Origin of the sequence: Novosphingobium sp. YAF33, from assembly GCF_052113265.1 — a bacterium.
Lineage (GTDB): Bacteria > Pseudomonadota > Alphaproteobacteria > Sphingomonadales > Sphingomonadaceae > Novosphingobium.
In genome coordinates, this window is sequence record NZ_JBFRCW010000007.1 from 425674 (window position 1) to 442066 (window position 16393).

Annotated in this window: 14 protein-coding genes; 10 read left to right on the top strand and 4 right to left on the bottom strand. The window is 65.6% G+C overall.

Going from position 1 to position 16393, the window contains the following annotated elements; all coding sequences use genetic code 11:
• Positions 1 to 204 precede the first annotated feature (204 nt).
• Together AB4Z00_RS17515 and AB4Z00_RS17520 are read left to right on the top strand one after the other, a co-directional pair.
• Complete coding sequence (locus AB4Z00_RS17515; protein WP_442046732.1) at positions 205 to 612, top strand: DoxX family protein; 408 nt, start codon at positions 205 to 207, stop codon at positions 610 to 612.
• 304 nt (positions 613 to 916) lie between these two features.
• Entirely contained in the window at positions 917 to 1969 is a 1053-nt protein-coding gene (locus tag AB4Z00_RS17520; protein ID WP_442046733.1) for a tyrosine-protein phosphatase, read from the top strand.
• A gap of 137 nt (positions 1970 to 2106) precedes the next feature.
• Here AB4Z00_RS17520 and AB4Z00_RS17525 read toward each other — a convergent pair whose 3' ends face one another.
• The 4 genes from AB4Z00_RS17525 to AB4Z00_RS17540 all read right to left on the bottom strand — a co-directional run bounded on the left by AB4Z00_RS17525 (position 2107) and on the right by AB4Z00_RS17540 (position 8327).
• A complete protein-coding gene (locus tag AB4Z00_RS17525) occupies positions 2107 to 3381 on the bottom strand; it encodes a metallophosphoesterase family protein (RefSeq protein ID WP_314465931.1) in 1275 nt (424 codons plus the stop codon).
• Positions 3382 to 3392: 11 nt separating this feature from the next.
• Positions 3393 to 6602 (bottom strand): TonB-dependent receptor, encoded by a 3210-nt coding sequence (locus AB4Z00_RS17530; protein ID WP_442046734.1) that lies wholly within the window; start codon positions 6600 to 6602, stop codon positions 3393 to 3395.
• 226 nt (positions 6603 to 6828) lie between these two features.
• Positions 6829 to 7803, bottom strand: a complete 975-nt coding sequence (locus AB4Z00_RS17535; protein ID WP_442046735.1) for a FecR family protein — start codon at positions 7801 to 7803, stop codon at positions 6829 to 6831.
• The gene (locus AB4Z00_RS17540) at positions 7803 to 8327 is read right to left on the bottom strand and encodes an RNA polymerase sigma factor (RefSeq protein WP_279388316.1); all 525 of its coding nucleotides are present in this window, start codon (positions 8325 to 8327) and stop codon (positions 7803 to 7805) included. The genes AB4Z00_RS17535 and AB4Z00_RS17540 overlap by 1 nt, the downstream gene beginning before the upstream one ends.
• Before the next feature lie 307 nt (positions 8328 to 8634).
• On the opposite strand from AB4Z00_RS17540, the gene AB4Z00_RS17545 reads away from it, so the two are divergent.
• From AB4Z00_RS17545 to ligD, 8 genes are all read left to right on the top strand, one after another.
• On the top strand, positions 8635 to 8976 hold the full coding sequence (locus AB4Z00_RS17545; RefSeq protein ID WP_442046736.1) for a hypothetical protein: 342 nt from the start codon (positions 8635 to 8637) through the stop codon (positions 8974 to 8976).
• Positions 8973 to 10535 (top strand): PepSY-associated TM helix domain-containing protein, encoded by a 1563-nt coding sequence (locus AB4Z00_RS17550; protein ID WP_134093186.1) that lies wholly within the window; start codon positions 8973 to 8975, stop codon positions 10533 to 10535. Before AB4Z00_RS17545 ends, AB4Z00_RS17550 begins: the two co-directional genes overlap by 4 nt.
• Entirely contained in the window at positions 10532 to 10816 is a 285-nt protein-coding gene (locus AB4Z00_RS17555; protein ID WP_442046737.1) for a DUF3325 domain-containing protein, read from the top strand. Before AB4Z00_RS17550 ends, AB4Z00_RS17555 begins: the two co-directional genes overlap by 4 nt.
• A gap of 95 nt (positions 10817 to 10911) precedes the next feature.
• Positions 10912 to 11871 carry a glutathione S-transferase family protein gene (locus AB4Z00_RS17560; protein WP_134093188.1) on the top strand — a complete coding sequence of 320 codons (960 nt, stop codon included), beginning with the start codon at positions 10912 to 10914 and terminating at the stop codon, positions 11869 to 11871.
• Positions 11872 to 12001: 130 nt separating this feature from the next.
• The gene (locus AB4Z00_RS17565; RefSeq protein ID WP_243654096.1) at positions 12002 to 12313 is read left to right on the top strand and encodes a hypothetical protein; all 312 of its coding nucleotides are present in this window, start codon (positions 12002 to 12004) and stop codon (positions 12311 to 12313) included.
• 73 nt (positions 12314 to 12386) lie between these two features.
• Positions 12387 to 13367 carry a non-homologous end joining protein Ku gene (ku, locus tag AB4Z00_RS17570; RefSeq protein ID WP_442046738.1) on the top strand — a complete coding sequence of 327 codons (981 nt, stop codon included), beginning with the start codon at positions 12387 to 12389 and terminating at the stop codon, positions 13365 to 13367.
• Between the two features lie 3 nt (positions 13368 to 13370).
• Positions 13371 to 13850, top strand: a complete 480-nt coding sequence (locus tag AB4Z00_RS17575) for an MgtC/SapB family protein (RefSeq protein ID WP_314465937.1) — start codon at positions 13371 to 13373, stop codon at positions 13848 to 13850.
• A 2-nt stretch (positions 13851 to 13852) separates the two neighbouring features.
• Positions 13853 to 16387 carry a DNA ligase D gene (gene ligD, locus AB4Z00_RS17580; RefSeq protein ID WP_442046739.1) on the top strand — a complete coding sequence of 845 codons (2535 nt, stop codon included), beginning with the start codon at positions 13853 to 13855 and terminating at the stop codon, positions 16385 to 16387.
• Positions 16388 to 16393 lie beyond the last annotated feature (6 nt).

The following is a 16393-nucleotide window of genomic DNA, read 5'->3' on the forward strand; positions in this document are numbered from 1 at the left end:
CTCGGGACTGGCGGACCCCATTCCCCCGCCCACCGCCAGTCCCGCATTTTCGCACGCATCGAGGCATTTCAGTTTCATCGAACAGAGCGGTCCATTTTATCTGGATTTCTGGAATTCGTTTTTCGAGGCATTTCCCGGTTCAACGAGGCACCCCGCAGCCGTCACGGCCGGACCCTCTCCAGACCAGCCCCAAGGGGAATGACCATGAACACTACCACCGCTACGCTCGCTCCCGCTGCCGAAGACAAGGGGATCCTGAAGTTTCTGCCGCTTGTGGGCCGCATCCTGATCGCCGCCATCTTCATCCTCAGCGGCCTTTCCAAGCTTTCCGATCCCGCTGGAACCATGGCCTATATCGGTTCGGTGGGCCTGCCCTTCCCCGCCGTGGCCCTGGCCGGTGCCGTTGCGGTGGAAGTCATCGGCGGCGCCCTGCTGATCTCGGGATATCGCCTGCGCAGCGTCGCTGCCGCGCTTGCCCTGTTCAGCCTCGCCACCGCCTTGTTCTTCCACGCGCAGTTCGCAGACCAGAACCAGTTCATCCACTTCTTCAAGAACGTCGCCATGGCCGGAGGCCTCCTGCAGATCGTCGCTTTCGGCAAGGGCCGCGACTGATCCAGAACCAGCCAGAACCCGCAAAACCAGGGGCTGCCGAAACGCGGCCCCTTTTTCGTTCCAGCTCCGCCAGAGTACAGACATCCGTTTTACAGACTCGCATCCCGGCCTTGACGCCTCGGAGAGATGGCACCCCGGATCCGTGGAAGAACCGCTGAAACGGCCCGAATAACTGACATCAAGGAAAGCGGCCGCAGGATCGTCTCCGCGATAACACGCCGGCGCATTGACCTCAGGCCTGTCACACAAGATACATACATCCGTTTTAGCAGCCGGCATCAGACAGACATCAAGGACTCCGCCCATGCGCAAGATTGCCCCGACCGTCCTCTCCGCCCTCGTCGCGGCGATGGCCCATTCTCCCGCCTCCGCGCGCGAGCTGGCCACGCTGACGCGACTGGACGACCAGACCGTCGAGCTGGCCCGGACGGACACGGCACCGGCCACGATCTGGATCAGCACCGACACGGCGCTCGACAAGAACGACCAGCGCTTCGCCGCCGCCAGCAAGGACGCCGCGCTGAAGCTGCCGATCCCGGCCAGCGAACGCCGCTACGTCATCATCCAGGGCAAGGGCGGCAAGACCACCGTCGTCGCCGAGCGCGTGGTGCCGCTTCAGCAGGGCAGCAACTTCCGCGACATCGGCGGCTACGTCACCAAGGACGGCCATACGGTGAAGTGGGACAAGGCTTTCCGCTCCGGCGCGATGCCGCTGCTGAGCGAGGCGGACTATGCGCTGCTGGGCCAGGTCAATCTGGGCGCCGTGGTCGACTTGCGCTCGATCGAGGAACGCGAAGTCGCACCCGACATGCTGGACGACCGCACCGGCGCGCTGTTCCTCGCCAACGACTATTCGCTCAAACCGCTCTTCGCGAAGATGGCCAAGAGCGGCGGCGAGAACATGTATCAGGGCATGGAAATCATGCTGGTCCCGCAGTTCCGCGCGCTGTTCAATCGCCTGCTCGCGAACGAGGGCGCCGTGGTCTATCATTGCTCCGCCGGGCAGGACCGGACCGGCATCGCCACCGCCCTGATCTACGACGTGCTCGGCGTGGACCGCGAGACGATCCTCAAGGACTATCACCGCTCCACCGAACTGCGCCGCCCCAAATGGGAAATGCCCAAGGTCGACCCGGCCGACTTCCCGAACAATCCCATTCTCAAGTACTACGCCGCGCGTGCGGACGGCCAGCCGCCCAAGGCCGAGCCGCTCTACACGCCCAGTGGCGCGTCGCACCTGGCCCAGTTCTTCACGTATCTCGACCAGCAGTACGGCGGTTCGGAAGGTTACCTGAAACAGAAGGTGGGCCTGACCGACGCCGACATCGCCAAGCTGCGCAAGACCATGCTCGACTGACGGGTCACGGCCATGCGCCCGCCCGGCCGATCGGGCCGGGCGGGCTGGACGAAACCACGCTTCGGGTCGCAATCGAAGCGCAGCCTCGTCAAGGGCCGGAGCAATGCCCCCCAGCTTGCTCCGGCCTTTTCGCGTACTCAGGGTTTCCGCAAGGTCACCGCGTCGAGCGGCTCTCCGGTGGCGGTATAGGCGCGGTAGGCCAGGGCTTCCTGGCTGACGTCGATCACCTGATAGGCCTGCGTGCGCGATGCCGACTTGCGCGCCCAGGGCAGGCTGCCGACTTCGTACATCTTCGGTCCGGCGACCGAGACGGCATATGTGGTGCCCGCATCGTCCGCCGCGGGGCCGTTCTTGCCGATCGCGCCGCGGGCATAGCCGTGGTCGTGCCCCTGAAGGACCAGATCCACGCGGTACTTGTCGATCAGCGGCTTCAGCGCGGCGCGCAGCTTCGGATTGTCGCGCTCGGGCTCGCTGGAGAACAGCGGGAAGTGCAGGAACAGGACCGTCCAGCGGTTCGGGTTGTTCGCCAGCAAGCCGTCGAGCCACTTCACGATCGCCTTGCGCGCCGTTTCGTCCCGGTCGACCTGCATGGAGTCGATCGAGATCAGGCGCAGGCCCTGGTAATCGGTGTACCAGCTCGTCTCGCGGCTCGCCGGAACGTCGGCCGGGCCGTTCTCCGGCAGCGTGAACTGCCGGCGCCACTGGCCGTTGATCGAGGAGCCGGCCCGCGCCGCCTCGTCCTTGACGTATTCGTGGTTGCCCGGCGTCGGCATCTGCGGCGTCTGGGCATAGAGGAACCCGCCCGCGGCAAACCATTCGCCCCATTCGGCATCGCTGTCATGCCGGTTGATGAGGTCCCCGGCATGGATCGTGAAGGCCGCGTCGCCCGCCTGGCGGAAGGCCATGCGCAAGGTGCGCGAGGCTTCCGACAGGATCTGGTTCTGCATGTCCCCCATGTAGATGAAGCGGAACGGCTTCGCCTCGCGCGCGGCGGTGCGGAACTGGAACCACTCGGACCAATGCGCGCCGTCGCCCACGCGGTAGGCATAGACCGTGTCCGGCTCGAGCCCCGCCAGCACTGCCGAGTGATAGGCCGCGCGGAAGGCAGGATCCTCGCGGACGGCCAGCGTGGCGTCGTCGGTCTTCGCCTCGGCCGTCAGCGGCGTTTTCACGAAGTCGGGACTGCTTGTCGCCTTCGCATACTGGACCTGGCCCGGCAGACCCGGCGCCGAGCGCCAGGTGACGGCCATCTCGGTGGTCGGATCGGCGGTGAGGTTCAGGATCACGCGTTCGGGCCGGACGGTGGCAGGTGCCAGCGGCTCCTGCTGCTGCACCGGCGCATCGGCGGCGAAGGCCGGGAGCGGCAGGCACAAGGCCAGCGCTCCCAGCAGGACATGGGCTTTCTTCTTCATCGCAAGTGTCCTCAGAAGATCAGGTTGAGCCCGAGCGTGATGCTGCGCCCGTTCTTGATGTAGGCGCGGCTCGCCCCGGTCCCCGACGACACGGTTTCCCAATACGTATGCGAGTCGAAGAGGTTCTGGACCTGGAGCTGCACCGAGGACTTCTTGAGGAAGGTCTTGCGGAAGGTCAGATCCACGAAGCTATAGGCCTGCTCATAGGGATTGTTGCCGAAGTCCTGGATGCCGCCGAGGAATTTCGACTGGTAGTTCCACGCACCGTAGATTTCCCAGCCCTTGCGCTCCCAGAACAGCTGGAGATTGGCGATCGTCTCGGGCGTTTCCATCAGCGGCAGGGTGTAGCCCTCAGGGTGCCAGGAAAGCCCCGTCACCGCCTTCGAGCGCTGCAACGTCAGGTTTCCGCCCACGCCCAGCGAACCGAGAATGCCCGGCAGCCAGTGCAGGAGCTGCTGGCCGCTGATTTCCATGCCGTAGACTTCCGCCCACTTGCCGTTGTTCGGCATCGAGATCGCCACGCCGGTCGGATCGACGTTCTCGCCCAGCGTCCCGTCACGGATGTTGCTGGAAGAGGAGCGGAACAGGAAATTCTCGATGTGCTTGTAGTAGAGCGCCACCGAATAGGCCCCGGTATTGCCGGCGTAGTGCTCCAGCGACATGTCGAGGTTGAGCGAGCGCATCGGCTTGAGGTTCGGATTGCCCTGGGCGATCGAAGTCAGCACCCATTGCGAGATCGGGTTTTCCTCGCCGTCGCCATCGGGATCGGTTTCGTAGCCATATTCGCGCGCCGAACTCATGCGGGCGATGTCGGGACGCGCGAAGCTGGTCCAGACCGCGCCGCGCAGCTTGGTACGGCTGTCCAGTTCATAGTTGACGTGAACCGAGGGCAGCACGTTCACGAAGCTGGACTTGTCCGAAACGAAGCGCTCGCCCTGGATCAGGTCCATGTTCCAGGCGTCGATGGTGTTGCGCGTCGCTTCCATGCGCACGCCTGCGATCACTTGCGCGCGGCCGAAGCGCGCCGTGCCCATGGCATAGGCGGAGATCACGCGCTCGTTGAAGCGGAAGCTGTCCTCGTTGGACAGTTCGGCGTCGTTGGGGTCGACCGCGAAGCCGTCGAAGATCTCGCTGTCGCCATCTTCGGCGCGCTGGAGTTCGGCCAGCATCTTGCGGTTGTCGATGGTCGTGCCCAGGCGATAGAGGCCGCTATAGGCGCCGCCGAACAGGCTGTTCACATCCTTGCCGTAGAATTCGGAAAAGTCCGCCAGGGTGCCGTCCGCCTCGAGATTCAGGAACGAACCCTGATAAGTGCGGCGGCGCGAATTGTAGAACTTGGCGCCTGTCTTGAACGATTCCACCCAGGAATCGACCGGCTTCCATTCGAGGTTGAACTGGGCCTGCCACAGCTTCTCGCTGCTTCCGCCCACTTCGCCTTCGAGGCTGCTGAAGTCGTATTGCGAGGGGTCCTGCACCGCTTCCAGACCGGCGGAATTGAGCAGCCACTTGGGGAAGCGCGAATCTTCGCTGCTGCTGAACAGCACGCCCTGATTGCCCAGCCAGCCGTACTTGTCGCTGCGAAACTCCAGGGTGTAGCCGTCGTCGAGATTGTCTTCCGACTGCGAGTAGGACACGTCGTAGTCGATCGTCAGTTCGCCCACGCGCGAAATGCCGCCGAGGTTGGCCGAAGCCAGGCTGCCCGTCTCACGCGAACCTTCCCAGAAGCGCCGCAGGCGGAAGCCCTGCGGGTCCCAGGTGCCCGAACCGCCGTTGAGGCTGTAGAACGACTTGCCCTTACGGTCGGCATCGGTGATCAGCCCGTCGCCGTCCTGGTCGACGATCTGGCCGAGCGAATAGCCATAGATGCGGCCCAGCCTGGAATCGGTACCGACGATGCTGTCTTCGGGCTGGAGCAGCGTCGTATCGGCCACGTCCACCTGCACCAGCCGCGTCGAATTCTTCGCGGTGTCGTTGCGGAAGTTCAGGCGGTTGAGGAATTCGTCCTTGCGGTACTTGTTGTACTGCCCGCGGAAGTGGAAATCGTGGTCGTCGGAGCGATAGTCGATGCTGGTATTGGCGCCCCAGCGCTTCACGTCGGTCTCGCCGAAGCCCAGGTCCATGCCGCGCATCACGAAGCGGTTGGGATCCCAGCCCAGCGTCTCGCTGTTGTCGTACCAGGTGTCCGGCTGGTTATCGCCGTCCACGCCGTTCTGCTCGAACTGCGACTTGCGCCGGCTCCAGCTGCCCGAGACGTAGATGCCGAAATGATCGTTGAACTGGCGCGAAAGGGCGCCGGAAACCTGGCCCGACTTGCGATGATCGTACTTGTCGAGCATGCCGCCCTCGGCCGAGAGGCGAGCATACATCGGCGTCTGGTCGAAGGCGGTGGGAGTGGAAATGTCCACCGAGCCACCCAGCGCGTCACCGTCGCGGTCCGGCGTCAGGGTCTTGTAGACGGTGATCTGCTTGATACCGTCCGGCGGCAGGACCGAGAGCCTCACGCCGCGGTAGAAGTTGTTGTCGCGCGAACCGGCACCGCCAAGGCGCACGCCGTTGATCGAATAGTTGTTCAGCTCGGTCGAGAGGCCGCGCACCGTGATGCGGTCGCCCTCGCCCGTGGTCGGGCTGCGCACGGCATTGACGCCGGGAAGGCGCGCCAGCGCCTCGGAGATGTTGTTGGCGGGCAGCTTGCCCATGTCGTCGGCGCTGACCGTGTCGGAAACCGTGTCGTTCTTGCGCTTGATGTCGAGCGAACGCTGAACCGCCTCGATATAGCCGGTGACGACGATCTCACTGTCGCCGGCCCCGGAAGGCTCTTCGGCGGCGACAGTCGCGACCGGGGCAGCCCGGCGCGCCGGCGCGGGAGCGACCGCGGCCGGACGGGGCCGGGCGGCACGGGCGCGCAGGATCACGGTGCTGCCGCGAAGCTGGGTTTCGACATTGGCCCCGCGCACGAGCTGGGACAGGGCCTGCTGCGCGCTCATCTTGCCCGACAGGGCCGTGCTGCGGCGCCCCCGCACCGCATCCGGCGCCGCGGCCACCTGCATGCCGGTGACCCGCGAGAATTCCTGAAGCGCGCGGCCCAGGTCCTGCGCCGGAATGGTAAAACTGTACTGAGCGGTGGCCGCCTCGGCGACCGGCGCGGCAAGGCCGCCCCCGACCGTTGCCAGCGCTATGGCCAATGCCGAGGCATGGGCCAGGGCTTTACTTGAACGAAACATCATATCCCCCGTTGGATCAGGCATTCGGGGGGAAGACGCAGGCAGACAACCAATCCCGACAATTATTTTTTCTTACATTTTCATTACGTTATCAAGTAAACTTGATGACAGCGGAAGATAGCCAGCCCCCCCGGCTCAGCCTTCCGCCCACACGGCGAGACGATGACATGAGCGGGCCTGGCCGCGCCGCCGCAGAACGCCCGAAGCCGGCGTCCTGCAAACGAACTCAATGGGAAAGGACGTAGCGCGCCTTTTCCTTGCGCCACTGCAGATCGTGGATCGCCGCCAGCGCTTCCAGCACCATCTCGGGATCGGAGGTCTGGAACCGCCCGGTCACGAGCAGCTGGCCCAATCCCGGATCGGCCAGCACCACCGGCAGGTCCGAACCGCGATTGATGCGCTGCACGAGCTGCTGAACCGAGGTGTCGTCCGCGTCGAACCAGCCGTCGATCCAGCCGGGATGATCGCCGCGCACGTCGCCCAGGCTGCGCACCCGGCCGCCGCCGACTTCGATCCCGTTGCCTGCGGGAAGCCGCCACTGCCGCCCCGCCCCGGCATCGACGCTGACCAGGCCGCGATAGACGCGCACCACCCGCGTCTGGCTGTCCACCAGGTCGATGTCGAAGGCCGTCCCCAGCACGGTCACGCGGGAATCGCCCGCGTTGACCGAGAACGTGCGGACTTTCTCGTGCGCCACGTCGAAGAAGGCCTCGCCGTTCTGGAGCGCGACTTCGCGCGACCAGGGCGTGATGCGCACGTCCATCCGGGTCCCGCCGCTCATGCGCACTTTCGATCCGTCCGGCAGCACGACTTCGCGCGAGGTACCGCGGGCGGCGGCATAGCTCGATTCGCTCACCAGCGTGCGGGCGCCCATCGAGAGCACGACCACCAGGCACAGCGCCACGGCCGCGAAGCCCGCGAACTGCTTCCACGCCTGCCCGGCCCAATTCGGYACGGCCTCATCCTCGAAGGTGCCGAAATCGTCGGGCGCGGCTTCGGCGGCCTCCAGGGCACTGCGCAAGCGGCCGGACTGCCAGAGCGCCTGGTGCCGCGCATAGCTTTCGACATGGCGCGGATCGCCCATGATCCAGCGATCGAACTCGGCGGCGACTTCAGCGTCGTGCAGCGGACGGTTCATCCGGTCGACCCATTCAGCGGCCTCCCGGTCGATCACGTCGAATTCCTGCCTCTGGGCCGTCATCAGGCGAACTCCGCGAAGTCCACACCGGCGCGATCGAGCGCCGCGCGCAGATCGAGCAGGCCACGGGTGATATGCTTTTCCACTGCCTTCGCACTCATCGAGAGATCTTCGCCGATCGCACGGCAACTTTCATGATTCAGGCGCCTGCGGATGAGGACTTCGCGGCGCAGCGGCGGCATCCGTCGCAGGCAGAGCGAGAGCACGTCGAGCGCCCGGCGCGAATCGAGAATCCTGTCGAGCGAGGGGTCGTCGCTTTCCCATTCGTCGTCAACGTCATCAGAGTGCTGCGTCTCCTGGCGCATTTCCCGGCGCCGCGTGTCGATCATCAGGTTGTCCGCGATCCTGAAGGCCAGCGCAAAAAGGCTGCCTATCTGCTGCGTCTGGCTGAGAGCGATCAGGCGCGCAAGCGTTTCCTGCGCCACGTCATCCGCCACGTCCGGTCGCGCCCCTCGCGCACGGAGGTAGCGCAGAAGCGTGGACCTCACTGCATTCCAGTCCTGCGGCGGCGCCGCAGGACGATCCATGGCATTCGATAACACGATTTTTTCCACCCTGCGCCCGGCCGTCCAAAGTCCGGCGCGCGCTGCCTAGGCGGGCACCATGACGGTTTGAGGAAATCCCCATGCGCAAGCGCTCTTAACGCGCGCACCAACCCTCTCGCCGGCAGCGCGAAACCCCGCACACCCGCCCTGCCCGCCCCGCATCCTCCCGTCCCAATGGCGCTTCCAAAGCCGCCTCGCCATTCTGAACCATTGACTCCGGAGCCCGCCGAAATTACCGGCCATTCTTGCGATTGAGTTGCAATATCCTGCTCTCGAGGGAAGAACGAGCATGGCCAAGAGTGCCGCGAATGCCAGAACGACGGGTCCCGCCGGCCGCCGCATCGGCCGCTGGAACGTCGCGTCGCGCATCGTCGCAGCGGTTCCGGCGAACTACCTGGTCACCTCGCTGGCCACGGCCTGCCTGGCGCGGCTGCTGGCGCACGGTCTGGCGGTCAATCCCGCTGAGGCGAGCGTCACCGCCACACTGCTTTCCTTCGCCATCTTCGCCACGATCGCCCTTTTCGCGTTCGGCCTGCGCTCGGTCTCGCGGCTCTGGCTCTGGCTGGCGGTCTCCAGCGGCGTGCTGGGGGCCGCTCTCTGGCTCTCGCTCGGCATGGGAGGCCGGCTGTGAAGGAAGGTCTGCGCCAGTCGATGGCGCTTCTCCATACCTGGACGGGGCTGCTGCTGGGCTGGCTGCTGTTCGCCATGTTCGCCACCGGCACTTCGGCCTATTTCCAGGACGAGATCACGCGCTGGATGCAGCCCGAGATCACCGGTAGCGCCGATCCGGTCACTTCGGCCGAGGGCGCCGTCCGCTTCCTCCAGCGCACCGCGCCCGATGCGACGAGCTGGTACATCTCCCTGCCCAACAGCCGCAGTGCCACCACGCAAGTCTACTGGCAGGCGGCCGAAGGCCAGAAGCGCGGCAAGCGCGCGGATACCAGCGCCGTGCTGGACCAGAGCGGCCGCGAAGTCTCCACCCGCGACACGCGCGGCGGCTACTTCCTCTATCGCTTCCATTTCGACCTGCACTACATTCCGGTACTATGGGCCCGCTACCTGGTGGGCGTGGCGGCGATGTTCATGCTGGTGGCGATCCTGTCCGGGATCATCACGCACAAGAAGATCTTCGCCGACTTCTTCATGCTGCGCTTCAACAAGGGCCAGCGTTCCTGGCTGGACGCGCATAACGTCACGGCCGTGATCGCCCTGCCCTTCCACCTGATGATCACATTCACCGGCCTGGTCACGCTGGCGATCATGTACATGCCCTGGGGCATTGCCGCGAACTATGCCGACCGTACGGCGTTCCAGGACGCCGTCTTCGGCAAGAGCGTGGACGTGGCACGCAGCGGCAATCCTGCGCCTCTCGTAGCCGTGGCACCGCTGATGCGCACCGCTTCGGCCGCGTGGGACGGCAAGCGCGTGGGCTACGTGAAGATCACCAATCCCGGCGATTCCACCGCCATGGTCAACATCGCCCGCGCATCGGAAGGCGCCATCGGTTCGCGCGGCGAGGAAATCTCCTTCAACGGCATCACCGGCCGCCCCGCGGATCACAGCATGGCAAAGGGCGCGGCGCTCGCCACCGAAAGCGTGATGATCGGCCTTCATGCGGGACGCTACGCCGAATACGGCCTGCGCTGGCTCTATTTCCTCTCGGGCCTGGGCGGCACGATCATGGTGGGCAGCGGGCTGGTGCTCTGGACGGTCAAGCGCCGCACCAAGCTGCCCGATCCCAGCCATCCGCACTTCGGCTTCCGCCTGGTCGAGAAACTCAACATCGCCACCGTCGCGGGCTTCCCGGCCGGCATAGCGGCCTATTTCCTGGCCAACCGCCTCCTGCCCCTGAGCATGGCCGAACGCGCCGATCATGAGATCAACAGCCTGTTTCTCACCTGGCTGGCGGTTTTCGTCTGGGCGGTGGTTCGCCCCTCGGCACGGGCCTGGCCCGAGGCGCTCGGCCTCGCCGCCGCGCTGTTCGCAGCCGTGCCGGTGGTGAACGCCCTGACCACCTCGCGCGGACTGCCCGCCAGCCTCCTGGCGGGCGACTGGCTGTTCGTTTCGTTCGACCTGGTGATGCTGGTGCTGGCCGCCGGCTTCGCCAAGGGCGCGCGCCGCGCCGCGCGCAAGCGGGCGGAAGGCCCCCGCGCCGTTCGGCGCAAGACCCCGGAGGCCATGGCCGCATGATCCACCTTCTCGCCGTCCTCCTCTCCGCCGGCGCCTTCACCGCCCTCGCGCTTTCGATGAAGCGCCACCAGCGCGACTTTGCCGGCCGCGCCCTGACCGAGCGCGAGAGCCGCCTGGCGCGGACCGGCGGCTGGTCTCTGGTGGGACTGGTCCTCGCGATCGACATTGCCGTGTTCGGCTTCGGCTATGCGCTGGTCGCCTGGGCCGGGCAATTGACGATGGGCGCCTGGCTCAACGTGGCCTGGCTTTGCTGGAAAACCGGCGCCTCGCGAAAGAACTGACATCCCACGGGCACAAACACCGCGTCCGGACGTCCTGAAGGTATGAAGCGGCGGGCGGCAGTCCGGCGCGATCCGTGCACGAAGGGAAGCCATCCATGGGAATGCTGGTCGACGGTCAATGGCATGACGTCTGGTACGACACCGAATCCACCGGCGGCCGTTTCGTCCGCAAGGACGCCGCTTTTCGCGACCGGGTGACGACGGACGGGGAATTCGCCGCCGAACCCGGCCGCTATCACCTCTATGTCAGCCTCGCCTGCCCCTGGGCGCACCGCACGCTGATCGTTCGCGCGCTCAAGGGGCTGGAGGAACTGGTCTCCGTTTCGGTGGTCAACTGGCTCATGCTGGAAAAGGGCTGGACCTTCGATCCGGCACCCGGGGTCATCCCGGACCCGATCCACCAGGCCCGCTTCCTCCACCAGGTCTACACCGCCGCCGATCCGGCCTATAGCGGCCGCGTGACCGTGCCGGTGCTCTGGGACCGGAAGACCGGGCGGATCGTCAACAACGAATCCTCCGAGATCATCCGCATGTTCAACCAGGCTTTCGACGGGCTGGGCGCGGCGCCGGGAGACTTCTACCCCGAGGCCCTGCGCGCGGAGATCGATGCGGTGAACGCCCGGGTCTACGACACGGTCAACAACGGCGTCTACAAGGCCGGCTTCGCGACCCGCCAGGACGCCTACGAGGAAGCCGTCCAGCCGCTGTTCGATTCGCTGGACTGGCTGGAGGATCGCCTGTCGCGCAATCGCTATCTGGTGGGCGACAGACTGACCGAGGCCGATATCCGCCTGTTCACCACATTGGTGCGCTTCGATGCGGTCTACGTCGGCCACTTCAAGTGCAACCTGCGGCGGATATTCGATTATCCCAACCTGCAGGGGTTCCTGCGCGACATCTACCAGACGCCGGGCGTGGCCGGCACGGTAAACTTCCAGCACATCAAGGGCCATTATTACGAGAGCCACCGCACGATCAATCCCACCGGGATTGTCCCGTCCGGCCCGATACTTGATCTGGACAGCCCGCATGGCCGCGGCAGCGGGCCAGCCTGAAACGGGACGGACCGCGTCGCTCGGGGAAACTGCGGTGTTTCCTGTTACGGGAAAACAGGTAAGCTGGAGGTCGATCAGCCCAGTACCCTTCCGATCTATCCCTTCCGGAAATTCTTAGGAGGCGCCCCCCATGCGCAAGGATGCATCCCTTTACTCGATCGACGGTTCCTCGCTTCCCAATGCCTCCTCGGAAGATTCGCTGACCGACCGGCTCAATCGGGTGCTGGAAGTGCTGAGCGCCGAGTTCCCGCATGCGGTCGACATCGGCCTGGAGTTCGACGGCAAGCTCCACGCGCATATCGACGTGCGCGGCGGCGAGGAAGTCTGCGGGGTCGAATCGAAGCTGCCCAACCTGGGCGACGGGATGTTCACCCAGGTGGCCCACGGCGCCACGCCGCATCACCCCTTCTTCCACCGGATCAGCGCTATCGTCGTCGGCTGACATTTCACCGGACCGCTTTGCGGGAACCAACCCAGGGCCCGCGCCTTTCTCATCGGCGAGGAAGGAACGGGCCATGGCCGCACGCGCATACTGGCAAGGACAGATCAGGCTCGCCCTGGTGTCGATTCCCATCGAGGTCTATCCGGCCACCAAGTCCGGCGCCACCATCTCCTTCCACCAGATCCACGAACCGAGCGGCAAGCGCATCCGCTACGAGAAAGTCGCGCCCGGCGTAGGCCCGGTCGATCGCGACGAGATCATCAAGGGCTATGAAATCTCCAAGGGCAACTACGTGCTGCTCGACGAGGAAGAGATCGAAGCCGTCAAGATCGAGAGCCGCAAGACGCTGGAACTGGTGCAGTTCGTGGACGCGGGCGACATCGACGTGCTCTATTATGAAAAGCCCTACTTCGTCGTTCCCGCGGACGATCTTGCCGAGGAAGCCTACGTCGTCCTGCGCGAGGCGCTGCGCCAAAGCCGCAAGGTAGGGCTTGGCCAACTGGCGGTGCGCGGGCGCGAGCAACTCGTCTCGATCAAGCCGTGCGGGCGGGGGCTGGTGATGGAAGTCCTTCGCTACGCCGACGAAGTCCACAAGGCGCAGGGCTATTTCCGCGAGATCGGCGAGGACAAGCCCGACGCCGATTTGCTCGATCTGGCGACCACGCTGATCGAGAAGAAGAGCGCGCCCTTCCACCCCGCCGAATTCCATGATCGCTATATCGATGCCCTTCACCGGCTGATCGACAAGAAGGCCAAGTCGAAAAGCAACAAGCGCGTGCTGGAAGACGTCGAGGCGCCATCGGGCGGCAACAAGAGCAATGTCATCGACCTGATGGCCGCGCTCAAGAAGTCGGTCGGCGACAGCGGCAGCCGCACGGGGAAAGCGGCGCCTGCGAGCAAGTCCGCAGCGGACAAGGGCTCCGCGGCTAAGGCGCCTGCCAAGAAGGCCGAGGCGAAGAAGCCTGCCGCCAAGAAGCCGGCGGCGACGAAGAGCCCGGCCAAGACCACGAAGACCACGAGCACCACGACCACGCGAAGCCGCAAGCGCGCCTGAGCCATGGAACTCAACCCGGCGATCCCCCTCCATGCGATCGATTCCGAGGTTCTGCTGCGGCTTGGCGTTGCCGCCGTGGTCGGCCTGTTGCTCGGCCTCGACCGCGAGTGGCACGGCCATCCGGCCGGCCTGCGCACGCACGGGCTGGTCTGCGTGGCGGCGGCCACGATGACCACTTCCATCATCGCCCTCTACTTCCAGCTCGACGGACCGCGCATGGACCCTCTGCGCATCTTCGAGGCGACCGGCGCTTTCGTGGGCTTCATCGGAGCCGGGCTGATCGTGTTTTCCCGCGGGCGCCTGCGCAACCTGACCACAGCCGCGCATATGTGGCTGACCGCGATCATCGGCATCGCCTGCGGCGCCGGGCAGTGGCCGCTGGTGGCCATCGGCATGTTGGTCAGCCTGGTCATGGTGACGGCGCTGCATTTTGTGGAGGCGCGCTGGGACCGGCGGCATCCTTCGCCCGGCAAGGAGCGGTAAGGATGGCCAAGTCCGACCCTCTCGCCGAATACAACCGCAAGCGAGACTTCGCCCGAACCGCCGAGCCGGCCGGTAAGCGGCAGAACAGCGAAACGGGAAATATCTTCATCGTCCAGAAGCATGCCGCGCGGCGGCTGCACTGGGATTTCCGGCTGGAAGTGGACGGCGTGCTCAAGTCCTGGGCCGTGACCAGGGGGCCGAGCGCCGATCCCGAGGACAAGCGGCTGGCCGTCCGTACCGAGGATCACCCCCTCTCCTACGCCCGCTTCGAAGGCAACATTCCGCAAGGCGAATATGGCGGCGGCACCGTCATGCTCTGGGACGAAGGCACCTGGGCGCCGATCGCGGGCAAGAGCGCGAAGGACCTGGAGGAAGGACACCTCCACTTCACGCTCGACGGGGAGCGGATGAAGGGCGAGTGGCTGCTGGTGCGGATGAAGGGCCGACCCGGTGAGAAGCGGGAGAACTGGCTGCTGCGCAAGGTCAGCGACGCCCATGCCGTCTCCGGCGATCAACTGGTCGAGGAAGGGCTGAAAAGCGTGCTCACCGGCCGCACCATGGCCGAGATCGCAGCGGACAAGGCGGGCACGCAGTCGCTCAAGGGCAAGAAGGGCAAGGCCTTTGCCGATGCCATGGACGACGCCGCGCAGCACAATTCGGAGACTGCCAAGACGGCCAGGCCCGCAGCGAAGCGGCGGCCCGGCAGCCGGGCCAAAGGCGCCCCGCCGAAGTTTCGCGCGGTCCAGCTGGCCACGCTCGTCGATGCCGTGCCGGACGGCAACTTGTGGATGCACGAGATCAAGTTCGACGGCTACCGCGCACTCGCCGCCGTCGCCGGTGATACCGTGCGAATATATACCCGCAGCGGCCTCGACTGGAGCGACAAGTTCGCCCCGCTTGTAGACACCCTCGCCGCGCTCGACCTTCCGCCCAGCCTGATCGACGGCGAGATCATTGCACGGGGACCGGACGGCAATCCCAGCTTCTCCAACCTGCAGGCCGTGCTCAAGCGCGGACACGGCAGCCAGAAACCCGGCGACAAACTGGAATTCCACGCCTTCGACTTGCTCGAACTCGATGGGCGGAACCTGGCCTCGCTCCCCAATATCGAGCGCAAGGAGCGGCTGGAAGCGCTGCTGGCCGATGCCCGATCCCCGCTATTCGTGGCGGACCATGTGATCGGCGCGGGTGAAAAGCTCTACGCGGCGATGTGCCAGGCGGGCCAGGAAGGCGTGATCGCCAAGCGCATCGACGCCGCCTATGCGGGCCGCCGCACCCGCAACTGGGTCAAAGTGAAATGTACCCGCAGGCAGGAATTCGTGGTAGTCGGGTGGAGCCGATCGAGTGCGAAGGGACGGCCGTTTTCCTCGCTGCTGCTGGCGCAGTACGAAGAGGGGAAGCTGGTCTATCGCGGCAAAGTGGGCACCGGATTCGACGGCGACACCCTGGGCGATCTGGCGGCCCGGCTGGCACCGCTCGTCCGCAAGACCGCACCGGTGGAAGCCGACCGGACCGAAGCGCGCGGCGCAACCTGGGTAACGCCGAAGCTTGTCGCCGAGATCGCCTTTGCCGAATTCACCGCCGAAGGGCGTGTGCGTCACGCCAGTTTCCTGGGCCTGCGCAGCGACAAGCCGGCGAAGGAGGTCACCCCCGAAATGCCCAAGTCCGCTCCCAAGGCCGCGATCGACGTCGAAATATCCAGCCGGGACCGGGTGATCTTCCCGGAGACCGGCCAGACCAAGGGCCAGCTTGCCGACTACTATGCCGCGGTGGCCCCGCTCATGCTGCCTTTCGCCGCCAACCGGCCGATCAGCCTCGTCCGCTGCCCCCAGGGTCGCGCCCGGAAATGCTTCTTCCAGAAGCACGACAGCGGCTCGTTCGGCCCTCACGTCTCTCACGTCCCGATCCGCGAGAAGGACGGCGGCAGCGAGGACTACCTCTATATCGACGACGCCGAAGGGCTGGTCGCCTGCGTGCAGATGGGGACCATCGAATTCCACGGCTGGGAATCGCGGGCGGACGCCGTCGAGAAGCCGGACCGGCTGATCTTCGACCTCGATCCCGACGAAGGGCTGGACTTCGGAGACTGCCGCCGCGCCGCGCAGGATTTGCGCCGCCAGCTTGCGGATATCGGCCTGGTCAGCTTCGCCATGTTGTCAGGCGGCAAAGGCGTCCATGTCGTGGTGCCGCTGACGCCCGGCCATGACTGGGACAGCCACAAGGACTTCGCCCGCCGGTTCGCCGAAGCCCTGAGCACGGCCGAACCGGACCGCTTCGTGGCGACGATGAGCAAGGCCAAGCGCAAGGGCAAGATCTTCATCGACTGGCTGCGCAACCAGCGCGGCAGCACCGCCGTCCTGCCCTATTCCGCCCGAGCCCGCGCCGGAGCGCCGGTGGCGGTTCCGATCTCCTGGGACGAGCTGGACGGAATGAAGGACGCCCATCCCTTCTCGATAGACGATGCCGAAGCCCTGATCGAACACGCAGCCGACTTGCGCGGCTGGGGCTTTGCCGAGCAACCGCTGCCGAACTTCTGACGCGCG